The sequence below is a fragment of the Saccharopolyspora flava genome (assembly GCF_900116135.1).
GTDB lineage: Bacteria > Actinomycetota > Actinomycetes > Mycobacteriales > Pseudonocardiaceae > Saccharopolyspora > Saccharopolyspora flava.
The window spans coordinates 259,912-279,311 of sequence record NZ_FOZX01000003.1 but is presented as its reverse complement, the minus strand read 5'-3'; the positions used below and the strand labels follow the sequence as shown (position 1 = coordinate 279,311).

At 72.5% G+C, this 19,400-nt stretch carries 1 protein-coding gene (running past one end of the window); it reads left to right on the top strand.

From position 1 onward, the window contains the following. A protein-coding gene (locus tag BM424_RS11565) for a type I polyketide synthase (protein WP_093416101.1) crosses the window boundary here: on the top strand, nucleotides 1-19,400 show its 3' portion. 10,846 nt of this gene lie to the left of the window's left edge; only the last 19,400 of its 30,246 coding nucleotides appear in the window; its start codon lies beyond the left edge, outside the window; its stop codon occupies nucleotides 19,398-19,400.

Here is a 19,400-nt window from a genome sequence, read left to right as displayed (position 1 = left end):
CGGACGGCCGGTGCAAGTCCTTCGGCGACTCGGCGGACGGCGTGGGCTGGTCCGAAGGCGTCGGTCTGCTGGTGCTGGAGCGCCTGTCGGACGCTCGCCGCCACGGCCACGAGGTGCTGGCCGTGGTGCGGGGCAGCGCGGTGAACCAGGACGGCGCGTCCAACGGGCTCACGGCGCCGAACGGTCCGTCGCAGCAGCGGGTCATCCGGCAGGCCTTGGCCAGCGCCGGTCTGAAATCGTCCGATGTGGACGCCGTCGAAGCGCACGGCACCGGAACGACCTTGGGCGACCCGATCGAGGCGCAGGCGCTGCTGGCGACCTACGGTCAGGACCGGGACGAGCCGCTGCTGCTGGGGTCGATCAAGTCCAACATCGGCCACACGCAGGCCGCGGCCGGTGTTGCGGGCGTGATCAAGATGATCACCGCGATGCGGCGAGGTGTGCTGCCCCGGACTCTGCACGCCGAGGTCCCGTCCTCGCACGTGGATTGGGAGGCCGGGTCGGTCGAGCTGCTGAGTTCGGCGGTGTCGTGGCCGGAGACCGGGCGTGCTCGTCGTGCGGCGGTGTCGTCGTTCGGCGTGAGTGGCACCAACGCGCACGTCATCCTCGAACAGGGGCCCGCCGTCGAGGAACCGGTGGAACAGCCCTCCTCGCAGGTGGTTCCGTGGGTGGTGTCGGCGAAGTCCGAAGCCGCGCTCGACCAGCAGATCACCCGCCTCCGCGCCCTGGACGCGTCCCCGGCCGACATCGGCTACTCCCTGACCACGTCCCGCTCCCGCTTCGAGCACCGCAAGGTCCTCCTCGCCACCGGCTCGGACATCACCGACATCGCCACCGGCACAGCCCGCGAAACCTCCCTCGCACTCGTCTTCGCAGGCCAGGGCTCCCAACGCCTGGGCATGGGCCGCGAGCTGTACGACCGCTTCCCGGTGTTCGCCGAAGCGCTGGACGAGGTCCTGTCCCACTTGGACCCGTCGGTCCGCGAGATCATGTGGGGAGACGATCAGGAATCCCTCAACCAAACAGGCGTCGCCCAACCGGCCTTGTTCGCCCTGGAGGTAGCCCAGTACCGGCTGGCGGAGTCCTTCGGCCTCAGCCCGGACTACCTCGCAGGCCACTCGATCGGGGAGGTAGCCGCAGCCCACGTAGCGGGCGTGTTGTCCCTCCAGGACGCGTGCACGCTGATCTCAGCCCGAGCCCGGTTGATGCAGGCCTTGCCCACGGGCGGCGTGATGGTCGCGGTCCGCGCGAGCGAGTCCGACGTCCTGCCGTTCCTGTCGGGTGAACCTTCTGCGGTCAAAAACTCCCAGATTCAGGGGGACGAATACCGGAGTATTCGACCCGACGAAAACTCCGGTATTCGACCCCACGAAAATGGCAATTCTCGATCGGGTGTCATCTCTTTGGCGGCGGTCAACGGCCCGGAGTCGGTCGTGTTGGCCGGGGACGAGGACGCGGTTCTTGAGGTCGCGAGTAAGTGGGAGTTCAAGCGGCTCAGTGTGTCTCATGCGTTCCACTCGGCTTTGATGGAGCCGATGTTGGAGGAGTTCCGGGGCGTTGTTGAGGGGTTGAGCTTCCGGGAGCCTGGGGTTCCGATTGCTGCTGCCGGGGACGTGACGTCGCCTGAGTTTTGGGTGGAACACGTGCGGGAGACCGTGCGGTTCGGGGACTCGGTTGCTGAGCTCCTTGAGGTTGGGGCTTCGGCGTTCCTGGAGTTGGGGCCTGATGGGGTGTTGTCCGGGTTGGTGGCCGAGTCGGCTGCCGATGTCGTGGCCGCTCCGGTGCTCCGGAAGGAGCGCGACGAGGAGTTCTCGCTGTTCACGGCGTTGGGCCGGTTGCACGTGTCCGGTGTCGACGTCGACTGGGCGCCGGCGTTCGACGGGGCCCGTCGGGTGGAGCTGCCGACCTACGCGTTTCAGCACCAGCGGTACTGGCCGCTGCTGCGGACCCGCAGCGGGGACGTGTCCGGGTTCGGCCTGGTGGACGTCGAGCACCCGCTGCTCGGGGCCGCGGCGGACCTCGCCGGTTCGGGCGGGGTGCTGTTCACCAACCGCCTGTCGGTGAGCTCCCAGCCGTGGCTGGCCGAGCACGTCATCCTCGGGCAGATCGTGGTGCCCGGTGCCGCTCTCGTGGAGCTGGCGCTGCGGGCCGGTGACGAGGTCGGCTGCGACCGGGTCGAGGAGCTCACGCTCGCCGCGCCGCTCACGCTGCCCGAGCAGGGCGCGGTGCAGGTGCAGGTCGTGGTCGGCGACGCCGACGAGTCCGGTGCTCGTGCCGTGACGGTGTTCTCCCGCCCGGCCGAGGCCGTGGACGGGTTCTGGACCGAGCACGCCACCGGCACCCTCGCCTCCGGCGAACGGCAGCCGTGGTTCGACGACGGTCTCCAGCCGCCCGCCGACGCGAGCCCGCTCGACGTGACCGGCTGCTACGACCTGTTCGCCGACGCCGGGTTCGGCTACGGCCCGGTCTTCCGGGGACTGCGCTCGGTGTGGCGGCACGGCGGCGACGTCTACGCCGAAGTCGTCCTGCCCGACGAGGCCGACACCAGCGGTTTCGGCCTGCACCCCGCGCTGCTCGACGCGTGCCTGCACGCCGCGGGCGTCGCCGGTGACGGGGCGGCGGGCCTGCCGTTCTCCTGGACCGGTGTGTCCCTGCACGCCGCCGGCGCCACCCACCTGCGCGTCCGCCTGTCGAAGCAGGCTGACGGCTCGATGTCGCTGGCCCTGGCCGACCCGGCCGGAACCCCGGTCGCCTCGGTCGATTCCCTGGCCTTGCGCCCGGTGTCGACCGACGGGCTCGCCGAGCGCGACTCCCTGTTCGGCCTCCGCTGGACCCCGGCCGCGCTGACCGGCGACGAGGCGGACTGGCAGGTCCTCGGCCCGAACCCGCTGAACCTGCCCGGCGAGGTCGGCGAGGACCTCGACGCGCTGTCGGCCCCGCTGGTCCTGGTTCCGGTGGTCGCCGCCGCCGACGTCGTGCCCTCCGCGCACGCCCAGGCCAACCGCGCCCTGGGCCTGCTGCAGCACTGGCTGTCCGAGCGGCCCGCCGACTCCCGCCTGGTGTTCGTGACGCGCAGCGCCGACGTCGCCGCCTCCGCCGTGCGGGGCCTGGTGCGCTCGGCCCAGTCCGAGCACCCGGGCCGCTTCGGCCTGCTCGAACTCGACACCGACGAGGTGTCGCCCAACGTGCTGGCCCGGGCGCTGACCAGTGACGAACCGCACCTGCTGATCCGCGACGACCAGGTCCTCGCGGCTCGCCTCGCGCGGGTCGCGCCGGAAGGCGGCCCGGTCAGCTGGGGCGGACGCGTTCTCATCACCGGCGGCACGGGCGGCCTGGGCGCTCTGGTGGCTCACCACCTGGTCGCCGAGCACGGAGTGCGTGACCTGGTCCTGGTGAGCCGTCGCGGCGGTGACGTCCCGGCCGAGCTCGCCGACCTCGGTGCGCGCGTTGAGGTGGTTGCCTGCGATGTCGCCGACCGCGACGCGGTTGCGAACCTCCTGGAACAGCACGACATCTCGGCCGTCGTGCACACGGCCGGTGTGCTTGACGACGGAATCCTCGAATCGCTGACCCCCGAGCGAGTCGACGCGGTGCTGCGGCCGAAGGTCGACGCCGCTTGGCATCTGCACGAGCTCACTGAGAACTTGTCGGCGTTCGTGGTGTTCTCCTCCGCCGCAGGCGCTTTCGGCACTCCGGGCCAGGCGAACTACGCGGCGGGCAACGCGTTCCTCGACGCCCTGATCGAGCACCGCCGCTCCCTCGGCCTCCCCGGAACCTCGCTGGCCTGGGGTGCCTGGGAGCAGGGCATGGCCGCGGACGCCGAGCGGCTCACCCGCTCGGGGATGCCGCCGCTGTCGCCGGAGCAGGGCCTGCGGCTCTTCGACGCCGCCCTGGCCACGACCGACCCGGTCGTCCTGCCCGTCCGCCTCGACCTGGCCACCCTGCGGGCCGGTGGCGACGTGCCGCCGCTGCTGCGCGGACTCGTCCGCACCCGATCCCGCCGCAGCCTGGCCGGATCGGGCGCCACCGAATCCCTGCTCGCCCGGCTCGGTTCGCTCGGCGAAGCCGACCGCGCCGCAGCGCTGCTCGACCTCGTGCGCGGGGAGGTCGCCGCGGTCCTCGGCCACGCCGACGGGAATGCCGTCGATCCGTCGAAGGCGTTCCAGGACCTCGGTTTCGACTCGCTGACCGCCGTCGAACTCCGCAACCGCCTGGGCGCCACGACCGGGCTCCGACTGCCGGCGACGCTGGTGTTCGACTACCCGACGGCCCACGTCCTCGCCGAGCACCTAGCCGACGAGCTGTTCGGTGCTGACGCGGACGCGGACCTGCCGGTCCTGGTCGACACCGCCGACGACCCGATCGTGATCGTGGGCATGGCCTGCCGCTATCCGGGTGGGGTCTCCTCGCCGGAGGACCTGTGGCGGCTGGTCGACGACGGGGTCGACGCGATCACCGAGTTCCCCGACAACCGCGGCTGGGACCTCGACGCGCTGTACGACCCCGACCCGGACCACGCAGGCACGTCCTACGTCCGCGAAGGCGGATTCCTGCACGACGCGGGCGAATTCGACCCCGCTTTCTTCGGCATGTCGCCGCGCGAGGCGCTGGCCACCGACGCCCAGCAGCGGTTGCTGCTGGAAGTGGCGTGGGAGTCGCTGGAACGCTCCGGCATCGACCCGTCCGCCCTGCGCGGCAGCCGCACCGGGGTGTTCGCCGGCGTGATGTACAACGACTACGCCCAGCTCCTCGCGGGTGACGCCGAGGGCTACCAGGCCACCGGCGGCTCCAGCGTGGTGTCCGGCCGCGTCTCCTACACCTTCGGCTTCGAGGGACCGGCCGTCACCGTCGACACCGCGTGCTCGTCGTCGCTGGTGTCGATGCACCTCGCCGCGCAATCCCTGCGCCAGGGCGAGTGCTCGCTCGCGCTGGCCGGTGGTGTGACCGTGATGTCCACGCCCAGCGCGTTCATCGGTTTCTCCCGGCAGCGCGGTCTGTCCCCGGACGGCCGCTGCAAGGCCTTCGGCGAGTCCGCCGACGGCGTCGGCTGGTCCGAAGGCGTCGGCGTGGTCGTGCTGGAACGGCTCTCCGACGCCCGTCGCCACGGACATCACGTGCTGGCGGTCGTGCGAGGAAGCGCGGTCAACCAGGACGGCGCCTCCAACGGGCTCACCGCCCCGAACGGTCCGTCGCAGCAGCGGGTCATCCGCCAGGCCCTGGCCAGCGCCGGTCTGTCCACATCGGACGTGGACGCGGTGGAAGCGCACGGCACCGGAACCACTTTGGGCGATCCGATCGAGGCCCAGGCACTGCTGGCGACCTACGGTCAGGACCGGGACGAGCCGCTGCGACTCGGGTCGATCAAGTCCAACATCGGCCACGCCCAAGCCGCCGCCGGTGTCGCCGGCGTGATCAAGATGGTCACCGCCATGCAGCGCGGCGTCCTGCCGCGCACCCTGCACGCCGAAACGGCGTCCACGCACGTGGATTGGGAAGCCGGCACCGTCGAACTCCTCACCAACCCCACCGCCTGGCCCGAAGTGGACCGGCCGCGCCGGGCCGCGGTGTCGGCGTTCGGCGTCAGCGGCACCAACGCCCACCTCATCCTCGAACACGGGGAACCCGACGAAGAACCCGCCGAGCAGACGCCGCCGGCCGCCGTGCCGTGGATGGTCTCCGCGCGCTCCGAGGACGCGCTCAATGAGCAGATCAACCGCATCCGCTCCGCCGAGGGATCCCCGCTGGACATCGGCTACGCGCTGGCCACCTCGCGCTCGCTGTTCGAGCACCGCGCCGCCCTGATCGCCACCGGCGACGGCGTCGTCCACGCCGGGCGCGGCGTCGCCGAGCCCCGGACGCTGGCGCTGCTGTTCACCGGGCAGGGCTCGCAGCGGCTCGGCATGGGCCGCGAGCTCTACCAGCGGTTCCCGGTGTTCGCCGACGCCCTCGACACCGTCCTGGAACGGTTCGACCCCGCCGTGCGCGACATCATGTGGGGCTCCGATGCCGAGGAGCTGAACCGGACCGGGACCGCGCAGCTGACGCTGTTCGCGATCGAGGTCGCCCTGTTCCGGCTCGTCGAGTCCTTCGGCGTGCGGCCCGACCACCTGGCCGGGCACTCCATCGGCGAGATCGCCGCCGCCCACGTCGCCGGGGTGCTGTCCCTGGAGGACGCGTGCACCCTGGTCAGCGCCCGGGCACGGCTGATGCAGGCCCTGCCCCCGGGCGGCGCGATGGTGGCGGTGCAGGCCGGTGAGGCCGAGGTGCTGCCGCACCTGGTCGGGGGCGTGTCCCTCGCCGCGATCAACGGCCCGGCGTCGGTGGTGCTCTCCGGCGACGAAGACGCGGTGCTGGAGGTGGCGTCGCGGTGGAAGTCGACCCGCCTGCACGTCTCGCACGCCTTCCACTCACCGCATATGGACCCGATGCTCGAGGAATTCGAGCAGGTCGTCAGCGGTTTGACGTTCCGCGCCCCGACGATCCCGGTCGTCGCCTCCGGTGACGTGACCTCGCCGGAGCACTGGGTGCGGCACGTGCGCGAACCCGTGCGGTTCGGCGACGCCATCGCCGAGCTCGTCGACGCGGGCACCACCGCGTTCCTGGAACTCGGCCCCGACGGCGTGCTGTCCGGCATGGCCGCCGAGACCGCCGAGGACGCGGTGCTCGTCCCGATCCTGCGCAAGGACCGCGGCGAGGAGGAAGCGGCCGTCACCGCGCTGGCCCGGCTGCACGCGATCGGCGTCGAGGTCACCTGGGAGCCGCTGTTCGCCGGAACCGGCGCGCGCCGCATCGACCTGCCCACCTACGCCTTCCAGCACCAGTGGTTCTGGCCCGCGGTCGCGGCCCGGCACGACAGCTCCCTCGGTCTCGGGCTGCTGTCGACCGAGCACCCGCTGCTCGGTTCGGCGGTCGAGCTCGCCGAGGGCGAAGGCGCCCTGTTCACCAGCAGGCTGTCGCTCCAGTCGCACCCGTGGCTGGCCGACCACGCCGTCGTGGGACGCCCGGTCGTGCCGGGCGCCGCGCTGGTCGAGATGGTCGCCCGCGCCGGTGACGAGCTCGGCTGCGGCGGTGTCGAGGAGTTGACGCTGGTCGCGCCGCTGGTCCTGCCCGAGCACGGCGGCGTGCGGGTGCAGGTGTGGGTCGGCGCGGCCGACGAGTCCGGCCGACGCACCGTCAACGTGTACTCCCAGCCCGACGGCGACGAGCAGGAGTGGACGCCGTGCGCCGGCGGTGTGCTCGCGGTCGACGGCCGGGAGACCGAGCTCGACGTGGCGGTCTGGCCGCCCGCCGACGCCGAACCCGTCGCGCTGGACGATTGCTACGACCGGCTCGCCGACGCCGGACTGGAGTACGGCCCCGTCTTCCAGGGACTGCGCGCGGTCTGGCAGCGCGGGCCGGAGATCTTCGCCGAGATCGCCCTGCCCGAGGGCGTCGACACCGAGGGCTTCGACCTGCACCCGGCGCTGTTCGACGCCTGCCTGCACGCGGCGGCGGTCACCGGGGACGGGGGAGCGGGCCTGCCCTTCTCCTGGTCGGGCGTGACGCTGCACGGGTGGGACGCGACCGAGCTGCGGGTGCGGCTCCGCCGCGAGCCCGACGGGGCGATCGAACTCGCGATGACCGACCCCGACGGCGTCCCGGTGGCCTCGGTGGAGGCGCTGACGGTGCGCCCGGTGGACGGGGACCAGCTGGCCACCTCGGGGGTGGAGCGGCGGTCGCTGTTCGGCGTCGAGTGGACCTCGGTGCCCGCGCAGACCTTCTCCGCACCGGTGACGATCCTCGGCTCGGACGAGTTCGGCCTGGTCGACGCGCTGCCCGGGATCGAGACGCGCGTGGAGCCGCACCTGCGGCCGGAGACCGGCGGTGTGGTGCTGGCACCGATCGCCCCGGAACCCGGCGGCGTTCCGGAGTCCGCGCACGCGACCGCGTCCCGCGCCCTGGCGTTGCTGCAGGACTGGCTGAGCGGCGAGCGTTCCGCCGAGTCCCGGCTGGTGTTCGTGACGCGCGGCGACCTGGCGGCCTCGGCGGTGCGGGGGCTGGTGCGTTCGGCGCAGTCGGAGCACCCGGGCCGGTTCGGGCTGCTCGACATCTCCGGGGACGTCGAGTTCGCTTCGCTCGCAACGGCGTTGGAGTCCGCCGAGCCGGAGTTGCTGATCCGTGACGGCGAGGTGCTGGCGGCCCGGCTGGCGCGGGTGGCGCCGGAGGGCGAGCCGGTCGTCTGGGACGGCCGGGTGCTGGTCACCGGCGGCACGGGTGGTCTGGGCACGCTGGTGGCCCGCCACCTGGTGGCCGAGCACGGTGTCCGCGAGCTGCTGCTGGTCAGCAGGCGCGGAGACGCCGGAGAGCTGCCCGCCGAGCTGGCCGGGCTGGGCGCCGACGTCGAGGTCGTGGCCTGCGACGTGGCCGACCGCGACTCGGTGGCGGAACTGGTGCGGCAGCACGACTTCTCGGCCGTGGTGCACGCGGCCGGTGTGCTCGACGACGGTGTGATCGAGTCGCTGACCGCCGATCGCCTCGATGCCGTGCTGCGTCCGAAGGTGGACGCGGCGTGGCACCTGCACGAGCTCACCGAGGACCTGTCGGCGTTCGTGATGTTCTCCTCCGCCGCAGGCGTTTTCGGCACCCCCGGTCAGGCGAACTACGCGGCCGGTAACGCGTTCCTCGACGCCCTGGTCGAGCACCGGCGGGCCCAGGGGCTGCCGGGTGCCTCGCTGGCCTGGGGCGCGTGGGAGCAGGGGATGGCGGCCGAAACCCGCTCGGCCACACCTGCGCTCACTTCTGAGGAGGGGCTGCGGTTGTTCGACGCTGCCCTGGCCACCGGGCGACCCGTGGTGCTGCCGCTGCACCTCGACCTGGCCGCGATCCGTGCCCGCGGCGAAGTGCCACCGCTGCTGCGGGGACTCGTCCGCAGCCGCACCGCCAGGGCGGGGACGGGTTCGCGCACGGCCGAGTCGCTGGCGACCCGCCTGCGCGGCCTGAACGAGACCGACCGTCGCGATTCCCTGCTGGAGCTGGTGCGCGGGGAGGTCGCCGCGGTCCTCGGGCACGCCGACGGCAACGCCGTCGATCCGTCGAAGGCGTTCCAGGACCTCGGTTTCGACTCGCTGACGGCTGTTGAACTCCGCAACCGGCTCGGCTCGACGACCGGGTTGCGACTGTCGGCGACGCTGGTCTTCGACTACCCGACCGCGCACGCTCTCGCCGAGCACCTGCACGAGGAGCTGTTCGGTGCCGACGCGGACGCGGCCCTGCCGGTCCTGGCGGCCACCGACGACGACCCGGTGGTCGTCGTCGGCATGGCCTGCCGCTACCCGGGCGGGGTGTCCTCGCCCGAGGACCTGTGGCGGCTGGTGTCCGAGGGCGGTGACGCGATCACCGGGTTCCCGACCGACCGCGGCTGGGACCTGGACCTGCTGTTCAACACCGAACCCGACCAGGCCGGGACCTCCACGGCACGATCCGGCGGATTCCTCACCGCCGCAGGCGATTTCGACGCCGAGTTCTTCGGCATGTCGCCGCGCGAAGCGCTGGCCACCGACGCCCAGCAGCGACTGCTGCTGGAGGTCGCGTGGGAATCGCTGGAACGCTCGGGCATCGACCCGTCCGCCCTGCGCGGCAGCCGCACCGGTGTGTTCGCCGGTGTCATGTACAGCGACTACGTCCAGCTGCTCACCGACGCCTCGGAGGGCCACCAGGGCACCGGGAACTCGCCGAGCGTCGTGTCCGGCCGCGTCGCCTACACCTTCGGCTTCGAGGGACCGGCGATGACCGTGGACACCGCGTGCTCGTCGTCGCTGGTGTCGATGCACCTCGCCGCGCAGGCCCTGCGTCAGGGCGAGTGCTCGCTGGCGCTGGCCGGTGGTGTGACCGTGATGTCCACGCCGGGCTCGTTCGTCGAGTTCTCCCGGCAGGGCGGGCTCGCGCCGGACGGCCGCTGCAAGGCCTTCGGTGACTCCGCCGACGGCGTCGGCTGGTCTGAGGGCGTCGGACTCGTGGTGCTGGAACGGCTCTCGGACGCGCGCCGCAACGGGCACGAGGTCCTGGCGGTGCTGCGGGGCTCGGCGGTGAACTCCGACGGCGCCTCCAACGGCCTGACCGCGCCGAACGGCCCGTCGCAGCAGCGCGTCATCCGGCAGGCTCTGGCCTCCACCGGGCTGGAACCGTCCGATGTGGACGCCGTCGAAGCGCACGGCACCGGGACGACCCTGGGCGACCCGATCGAGGCCCAAGCGCTGCTGGCGACCTACGGGCAGGACCGGGAACGGCCGCTGCTGCTGGGGTCGGTGAAGTCCAACATCGGCCACACCCAGGCCGCGGCCGGTGTCGCGGGCGTGATCAAGATGATCGCGGCGATGCGGCTCGGCACCCTGCCGCGCACCCTGCACGCCGAGGTCCCGTCGTCGCACGTCGACTGGGAAGCCGGTGCCCTGGAGCTGCTGAACGCCCCGGTCGAGTGGCCGGACACCGGCAGGCCGCGCCGCGCCGGCGTGTCCTCGTTCGGCATCAGCGGCACCAACGCCCACGTCATCCTGGAGCAGGCCCCCGCCGCGGACACCCCGGAGCCGAAGGCGGTGACGGTGCGCCCGACGGCGGTGCCGCTGCCGATCTCGGCGAAGACCGAGGGCGCCCTGCTCGGCCAGACCGAACGCATCCGCGCCGCCGCCGAGCACACCCCGGCCCTGGACATCGCCTTCTCCCTGGTCACCTCCCGCTCCCGGTTCGACCACCGCAAGGTCCTCCTCGCCACCGACTCCGGCATCACGGACCTCGCCACGGGCACACCCCACGACGGCTCCCTCGCAGTCCTCTTCGCAGGCCAAGGCTCCCAACGCCTGGGCATGGGCAGGGAGTTGTACGCCCGCTTCCCGGTGTTCGCGGACGCATTGGACGAGGTCCTGACCCACTTGGACCCGACGGTCCGCGAGGTGATGTGGGGCGACGATCAGGAAGCCCTCAACCAAACGGGCGTCGCCCAACCGGCCTTGTTCGCGATCGAGGTGGCCCAGTTCCGGCTGGCGGAGTCCTTCGGCCTCCGCCCGGACTACCTCGCAGGTCACTCGATCGGTGAGGTGGCCGCGGCCCATGTGGCGGGCGTGTTGTCCCTCGAAGACGCCTGCACGTTGATCACGGCCCGAGCCCGGTTGATGCAGGCCTTGCCTTCGGGCGGTGCGATGGTCGCGGTCCGCGCGACCGAGTCCGAAGTCCTGCCTTACCTGTCGGGTGATTCTGGGTCGGTCAAAAACTCCCAGATTCGGGGGGACGAATACCGGAGTATTCGACCCGACGAAAACTCCGGTATTCGACCGCACGAAAATGGCAATTCTCGATCGGGTGTCATCTCTTTGGCGGCGGTCAACGGGCCCGAGTCGGTCGTGTTGGCCGGGGACGAGGACGCCGTGATGGCGGTCGCCAAGAACTGGGAGTTCAAGCGACTCAACGTGTCTCATGCTTTCCACTCGGAGCTCATGGAGCCGATGCTCGGGGAGTTCCGGGACGTTGTTGAGGGGCTGGAGTTCCGGGAGCCGGTGGTTCCGGTTGCTGCTGCCGGGGATGTGACCGAGCCCGAGTTCTGGGTGGAGCACGTTCGGGAGACCGTGCGGTTCGGGGACGCTGTTGGTGAGCTCGTGGAGGCTGGGGCTTCGGCGTTCTTGGAGGTCGGGCCTGATGGGGTGTTGTCGGCGTTGGTCTCCGAGACCGCTCCGGACGCTCTGGCGGTGCCGATGTTGCGCAAGGACGGTCATGAGGAGGTCGCCGCGGTCACGGCGCTCGCGCGGTTGCACGTGGCGGGTGTGGACGTGGACTGGCGGCCGTTCTTCACCGGGACGGGGGCGCGCCGCGTCGACCTGCCCACCTACGCCTTCGACCACCGGACGTTCTGGCCGACGCCGACCGCCCAACCCCACGACGCCTCGGGCCTGGGCCTCACCGCGCTCGGACATCCGCTGCTGGGTGCCGGCGCGGAACTGGCGGGCTCGGACGGGTTCCTGTTCACCAGCCGCCTGTCGCTGCGCGCGCAACCGTGGCTGGCCGACCACGTCGTCATGGGCCAGGTGCTGGTTCCCGGCGCGGCCCTGGTGGAGCTGGCGATCCGCGCCGGTGACGAGGTCGGCTGCGAGCGGGTCGAGGAGCTGACGATGGCGGCGCCCCTGGTGCTGCCGGAGAAGACCGCGCTGCGGCTGCAGGTCGCCGTCGGCGCTCCCGACGAGTCGGGACGACGCTCGATCGCGGTGTACTCGCGGCCGGAGGACGCCGACGCGCCGTGGACCGAGCACGCCGCCGGTGTGCTCGCCGGGGCGCTCCCGCACGACGCGACCGAACTGGGCGAGTGGCCGCCCGCCAACGCCGAGTCCCTGGACCTGGAGGGCTGCTACGACCGCCTCGCCGAGGCCGGCTTCGACTACGGCCCGCTGTTCCAGGGTCTGCGCGCCGCGTGGCGTCGTGATGGCGAGGTGTTCGCCGAGGTCGCGCTGCCCGAGGACGTCACGACCGGCGGGTTCGGGCTGCACCCGGCGTTGCTGGACGCGAGCCTGCACACCGCGTTCGTCGCCGAGACCGGCGGTGAAGCGGGACTGCCGTTCTCCTGGGCGGACGTGACCCTGCACGCGGCAGGCGCGACGGAACTGCGGGTGCGCCTGACCCGCTCCACCGACGGCACCATGACCCTCGACCTGGCCGACACCACCGGAACCCCGGTCGCCTCGGTGCGGTCGCTGGCGGTGCGCCCGGTCGCGCGCGAGCAGCTCGGCGGCGTGAGCCGCGACGCGCTGTTCGGCCTGGACTGGAACCCGGTGACCGCCGAACCCGCCGACCTGGACTGGGCGGTGCTCGGCCCGAACGACCTGGGCCTGCCGGGGTCGGTCCACGACGAGCTGCCCGAGTCCGAGGTGGTGCTGGTGCCGATCACCGGCGGCGACGACGTCGTCGCGTCGGCGCACGAGCTCACCGCGCGAGCGCTGGAGCTGGCGCAGAGGTGGATCGAGCGCGGCAGTGGATCGCGGCTGGTGTTCGTGACCAACGGGGACGTGGCGGCCTCGGCGGTGTGGGGCCTGGTGCGCTCGGCCCAGTCGGAGCACCCGGGCCGGTTCGTGCTGATCGACGTCGACGAGCCCGACGACACCGCCCTGAGGCGGGCGCTGGCCACCGACGAGCCGCAGCTGCTCATCCGCGACGGCCGGGTCCTGGCCGCGCGCCTGGCCCGGGTGACACCGCAGGATGACCCGATCACCTGGGGCGACCGCGTCCTGATCACCGGCGGCACGGGCGGCCTGGGCGCTCTGGTGGCCCGTCACCTGGTCGCTGACCAGGGCGTTCGTGACCTGGTCCTGGTGAGCCGTCGCGGCGGTGACGTTCCCACCGAGCTCACCGACCTCGGTGCGCGCGTCGAGGTGGTCGCCTGCGATGTCGCCGACCGCGATGCCGTCGCGAATCTTCTGGAACAGCAAGAGATCTCGGCCGTGGTGCACGCGGCGGGCGTGCTCGACGACGGTGTGCTCGAGTCGCTGACCCCCGAGCGGGTGGATGCCGTGCTGCGTCCGAAGGTGGACGCCGCCTGGCACCTGCACGAGCTCACCGAGAACCTGTCGGCGTTCGTCGTGTTCTCCTCCGCCGCAGGCACCTTCGGCACTCCGGGGCAGGCGAACTACGCGGCGGGCAACGCGTTCCTTGACGCCCTGATCGATTACCGCCGCGACCTCGGCCTCCCAGGGGCCTCGCTGGCCTGGGGAGCGTGGCAGCAGGGCATGGCGGCCGAAACCCGCTCGGCCATGCCCGCGCTCACTCCCGAGGAGGGGCTGGAGCTCTTCGACGCGGCCCTGGCCACCGACCGCGCCGTGGTCCTGCCGGTCCGCCTCGACCTGGCGGCCCTGCGCTCCGGCGGCGACGTGCCGCCGCTGCTGCGCGGCCTGGTCCGCACCAGGTCGCGACGCTCGCTGGCGCAGACCCGCACGGCCGAGACGCTCATCGCCCGGCTCACCGGTCTCGACGCGAGCGAGCGGTCGGCGGCGCTGGTCGAGCTCGTCGCGGGCGAGGTCGCCGCGGTCCTCGGCCACGCCGACGCCAACGCCGTCGATCCGTCGAAGGCGTTCCAGGAGCTCGGGTTCGACTCGCTGACGGCCGTCGAGCTGCGCAACCGGCTCGGCACCGTCACGGGCCTGCGACTGCCCGCGACGCTGGTGTTCGACTACCCGACGACCCGCGTGCTCGCCGAGCACCTGCGCGACGAGCTGTTCGGCGGCACCGAACCGGCCGCGGACCTGCCGGTCCTGGTCGACACCGCCGACGACCCGATCGTCATCGTCGGCATGGCCTGCCGCTACCCGGGAGGGGTGGCCTCACCCGAGGACCTGTGGCGGCTGGTGTCCGAGGGGGTCGACGCGATCACCGAGTTCCCGGCCGACCGAGGCTGGGACCTGGACGCGCTGTTCGACTCCGACCCCGACAACCCGGGCACCTCCTACACCCGGTCCGGCGGATTCCTGCACGACGCGGGCGATTTCGACCCCGCCTTCTTCGGCATGTCGCCGCGCGAAGCGCTGGCTACCGACGCCCAGCAGCGGCTGCTGCTGGAAACCGTGTGGGAAGCCCTGGAGCGCACCGGCGTCGACCCGACGTCGCTGCGCGGCAGCCGGACCGGCGTGTTCGCCGGCGTCATGTACAGCGACTACAGCCAGCTGCTCAGCGGCAGCTCCGAAGGCCATCAGGGCACCGGCAACTCGCCGAGCGTCGTCTCCGGCCGCGTGGCCTACACCTTCGGCTTCGAGGGGCCGGCCGTCACCGTCGACACGGCGTGCTCGTCGTCGCTGGTGTCGATGCACTGGGCGATGCAGGCCTTGCGCAGCGGTGAGTGCTCGATGGCGCTGGCCGGTGGTGTGACGGTGATGTCCACGCCGGGCTCGTTCGTGGAGTTCTCCCGGCAGCGCGGCCTGGCCGCCGACGGTCGCTGCAAGGCGTACTCGGATTCGGCGGACGGCGTCGGCTGGTCCGAAGGCGCCGGTGTCGTCGTGCTGGAACGTCTCTCCGACGCCCGCCGCCACGGCCACCACGTGCTGGCGGTCGTGCGAGGAAGCGCTGTGAACCAGGACGGCGCGTCCAACGGGCTCACCGCGCCGAACGGTCCGTCGCAGCAGCGGGTCATCCGGCAAGCCCTGGCCGGCGCCGGTCTGTCCACATCGGACGTCGACGTGGTCGAAGGGCACGGCACCGGAACGGCTCTCGGCGACCCGATCGAGGCGCAAGCGCTGCTGGCGACCTACGGTCAGGACCGCGAGCAGCCGCTGCTGCTGGGGTCGATCAAGTCCAACATCGGCCACACCCAAGCCGCGGCCGGTGTCGCGGGCGTGATCAAGATGATCACCGCGATGCAGCACGGGACCTTGCCCCGGACGTTGCACGCCGACATCGCCTCTTCCCAGGTCGACTGGGAGGCCGGCGCGGTCTCGCTGCTCACCGACACCACCGACTGGCCCGAGGTCTCACGGCCCCGTCGCGCGGCGGTGTCCTCGTTCGGCATCAGCGGCACCAACGCCCACCTGATCCTGGAGCAGCCCGAGGAGGTGGCCGAGCCGGAGGAGGACACCCAGGTCCTGCCCGGTGTGGTGCCGCTGCCGGTGTCGGCCAAGACCGAGGGCGCGCTGTCCGGTCAGGTCGAGCGGATCCGCGCCTACGTCGACGAGGAATCCGCCGTCGACGTCGGGCACTCCCTGGTGGAATCGCGCCCGGTGTTCGAGCACCGCGCGGTCCTGCTCGACGGCGACACCGGCGTCGTCGAATCCGCGCGCGGCGTCGCCGAGGAGCGCGCGCTGGCGGTCCTGTTCTCCGGTCAGGGCTCGCAGCGCGTCGGCATGGGCTGCGAGCTCTACGACCGGTTCCCGGTGTTCGCCGAAGCCCTCGACGAGGTCCTGGAACACCTCGACCCGGCGGTCCGCGACGTCATGTGGGGTGCCGACGAGGAACCGCTGACGCAGACCGGCATCGCCCAACCGGCCCTGTTCGCCCTGGAAGTGGCGCTCTTCCGGCTCGTCGAGTCGTTCGGCGTGCGCCCCGACTACCTGGCCGGCCACTCGATCGGCGAGGTCGCCGCGGCCCACGTGGCGGGCGTGCTGAGCCTGGAGGACGCGTGCGCGCTGATCACCGCCCGAGCACGCCTGATGCAGGCGCTGCCGCCCGGAGGTGCCATGGTCGCGGTCCGCGCGAGCGAGGCCGACGTGCTGCCGCACCTGTCGGACGAGCCGTCCCGGGTCGTCTCGCTCGCGGCGGTCAACGGGCCCGAATCGGTCGTGCTGGCCGGTGACGAGGACGCCGTGCTCGATGTCGCCTCGCAGTGGAAGTTCCAGCGGTTGAGCGTGTCCCACGCGTTCCACTCGGCGCTGATGGAGCCGATGCTCGACGAGTTCCGGGACGCCATCAGCGGGCTGTCGTTCCAGAGCCCGACCGTGCCCGTGGTGGTGTCCGGCGACGTGTGCTCGCCCGAGTTCTGGGTGCAGCACGTGCGGGAAGCCGTGCGGTTCGGCGACGTCGTCGCCGACCTCGCCGACGCTGGGGTGAGCGCGTTCCTCGAACTCGGCCCCGACGGGGTGCTCTCGGCGATGGCCGCGGAGACCGTCGAGGACGCCGTGCTGGTGCCGATGCTGCGCAAGGACGGAGCCGAGGAGGTCGCCGCGGTCGCCGCGATGGCCCAGCTGCACGTGTCTGGCGTCGACGTCGACTGGCGGCCGTTCTTCACCGGGACCGGCGCGCGCCGGGTCGACCTGCCCACCTACGCGTTCGACCACAAGCGGTTCTGGCCGATGCCCGCGGGCCAGTCCCGCGACGCCTCCGGGCTGGGCCTGCAGGCCGTCGAGCACCCGCTGCTGGGCGCCGCGGTCGAACTGGCCGGAACGGACGGGTTCCTGTTCACCAGCCGCCTGTCGCTGCGGTCCCAGTCCTGGCTGGCCGACCACGTCGTCATGGGCCAGGTGCTGGTGCCCGGTGCGGCGCTGGTGGAGCTCGCGGTGCGCGCCGGCGACGAGGTGGGCTGCGACCGGGTCGAGGAGCTGACGATGGCCGCGCCGCTGGTCCTGCCCGAAGACGGGTCGGTCCAGCTGCAGGTCGTCGTCGGCGCCCCGGACGACGCGGACCGCCGCAGCGTCACGGTGTTCTCCCGGCCCGAGGGCGATTCCGACGCGCCCTGGGCCGAGCACGCGACGGGTGTCCTGGCGGCCGGGGACGACCCCGCCCCGACGGGCCTGTCCGCGTGGCCGCCGGCCGACGCCGAAGCCCTGGACCTGGCGGACTGCTACGAGCGGTTCGCCGAGGCCGGGTTCGACTACGGCCCGCTGTTCCAGGGCCTGCGCGCGGCGTGGCGTCGTGACGGCGAGGTGTTCGCCGAGGTCAGGTTGCCGGAAGACGCTGCGACCGGCGGGTTCGGGCTGCACCCGGCGTTGCTGGACGCGAGCCTGCACACCGCCTTCCTCACCGGCGGCGACGGGCAGGCCGGAGTCCCGTTCGCCTGGACCGGCGTGTCCCTGCACGCCTCGGGCGCCGCGGAACTGCGGGTCCGGATGACGGTCGCCGACGACGGGGCGATGACCCTCGCCCTCGCCGACACCACCGGAGCCCCGGTCGCCTCGGTGGACTCGCTGGTCGTGAGGCCGATCTCGCCGGAACTCGCCGGTCAGAACTCGCGCGACCTGTTCGGCCTGGACTGGACCACGATCACCGCGCCCGACGCGCCCGAACCCGACTGGGCCGTGCTCGGCCCGGACGAGCTGGGGCTGCCCGGGCCGGTGCACGAGGAGCTGCCGGAGTCCGAGGTGGTGCTGGTGCCGATCACCGGCGGCGGTGACGTCGTCGCGTCGGCGCACGAGCTCACGGCGCGAGCGCTGGACCTGGCGCAGCGGTGGATCGAGCGCGGTGGGTCGCGGCTGGTGTTCGTGACCAGCGGCGACGTGGCCTCGTCGGCGGTGTGGGGTCTGGTGCGCTCGGCCCAGTCCGAGCACCCGGAGCGGTTCGCGCTGATCGACACCGACACCACCGACCCGGCCGCCCTGGCCCGGGCGCTGGCCACCGGCGAACCCCAGGTCCGGCTGCGCGACGGCGAGGTCCAGGTTCCCCGGCTCACCCGCGTCGGCCCCTCCGGCGAGACGACGTGGGCCGCCGACGGGACCGTGCTCATCACCGGCGGCACCGGCGGACTGGGCGCCCTGGTGGCCCGGCACCTGGCCGCCGAGCGGGGCGTTCGCCGACTGCTGCTGGTCAGCCGGCGCGGCCCGGACAGCGACGGGGCCGAGGAGCTCCTCAAGGAGCTCGCCGACCTCGGGGCGTCGGCCGAGGTCGCGGCCTGCGACGTCGCCGACCGCGCCGCCGTCGCCGACCTGCTCGAGCAGCACCCGGTCTCCGCCGTCGTGCACACCGCCGGTGTGCTCGACGACGCCCCGATCGACTCGCTGACACCGGAACGCGTGGACGCGGTCCTGCGACCGAAGGTCGACGCCGCGTGGAACCTGCACGAGCTCACCGGCGACCTGTCGGCGTTCGTGGTGTTCTCGTCCCTCGCGGGCACTTTCGGCAACCCGGGGCAGGGCAACTACGCGGCGGGCAACGCGTTCCTCGACGCGCTCGTCGACCGGCGCCGCGAGCTCGGACTGCCCGGCACGTCGTTGGTGTGGGGAGCGTGGGAGCAGACCGGCATGGCCGCCGACGTCACCGAACGCATGGCCAGGTCCGGGATGCCGCCGCTGCCGGTCGCCGACGGCCTCGCCCTGTTCGACGCGGCTCTCGGCGTCGACCGGGCCGTGGTGCTGCCAGTGCGCCTGGACCTGGCGACCATCCGGTCTCGCGGCGAGGTCCCGCCGATGCTGCGGGGTCTCGTCCGGCGGCGGTCCCGCCGCGCGGTCACCGAGGCCGCGGCGGACGTGCTCACCGCGCAGCTGGCCGGGCGCTCCGCCGCCGAACGCGCGGAGATCGTCCTCGACGCCGTCCAGCACCAGGCCGCCGAAGTGCTGGGCCACGACGACAAGGACGCCGTCGAACCCGGCCGCCGGTTCCAGGAGATGGGCTTCGACTCGCTGACGGCGGTCGAGTTCCGCAACCGGCTCAGCGCGGCGGCCGGCACCCGCCTGCCCGCCACGCTGGTGTTCGACTACCCGACGCCGCAGGAACTGGCCGACCACCTGCTGACCGAGCTCGCCCCGGACGAGGGAACCTCGATCCTCGCCGAGCTCGAACGGCTGGAGAACGCCCTCGGCAGCGCCGACATCGACGTCGAGATCCACAAGCAGGTCGCGGGACGCCTCGACGTCCTCAAGACCCGCTGGGACTCCCGCCGCACGAACACCCAGGAGCAGGCGGCGGACATCGACCTCGACAACGCCTCCGACGACGAGATGTTCGCCCTCCTCGACAACGAACTGGGAGACGCCTGA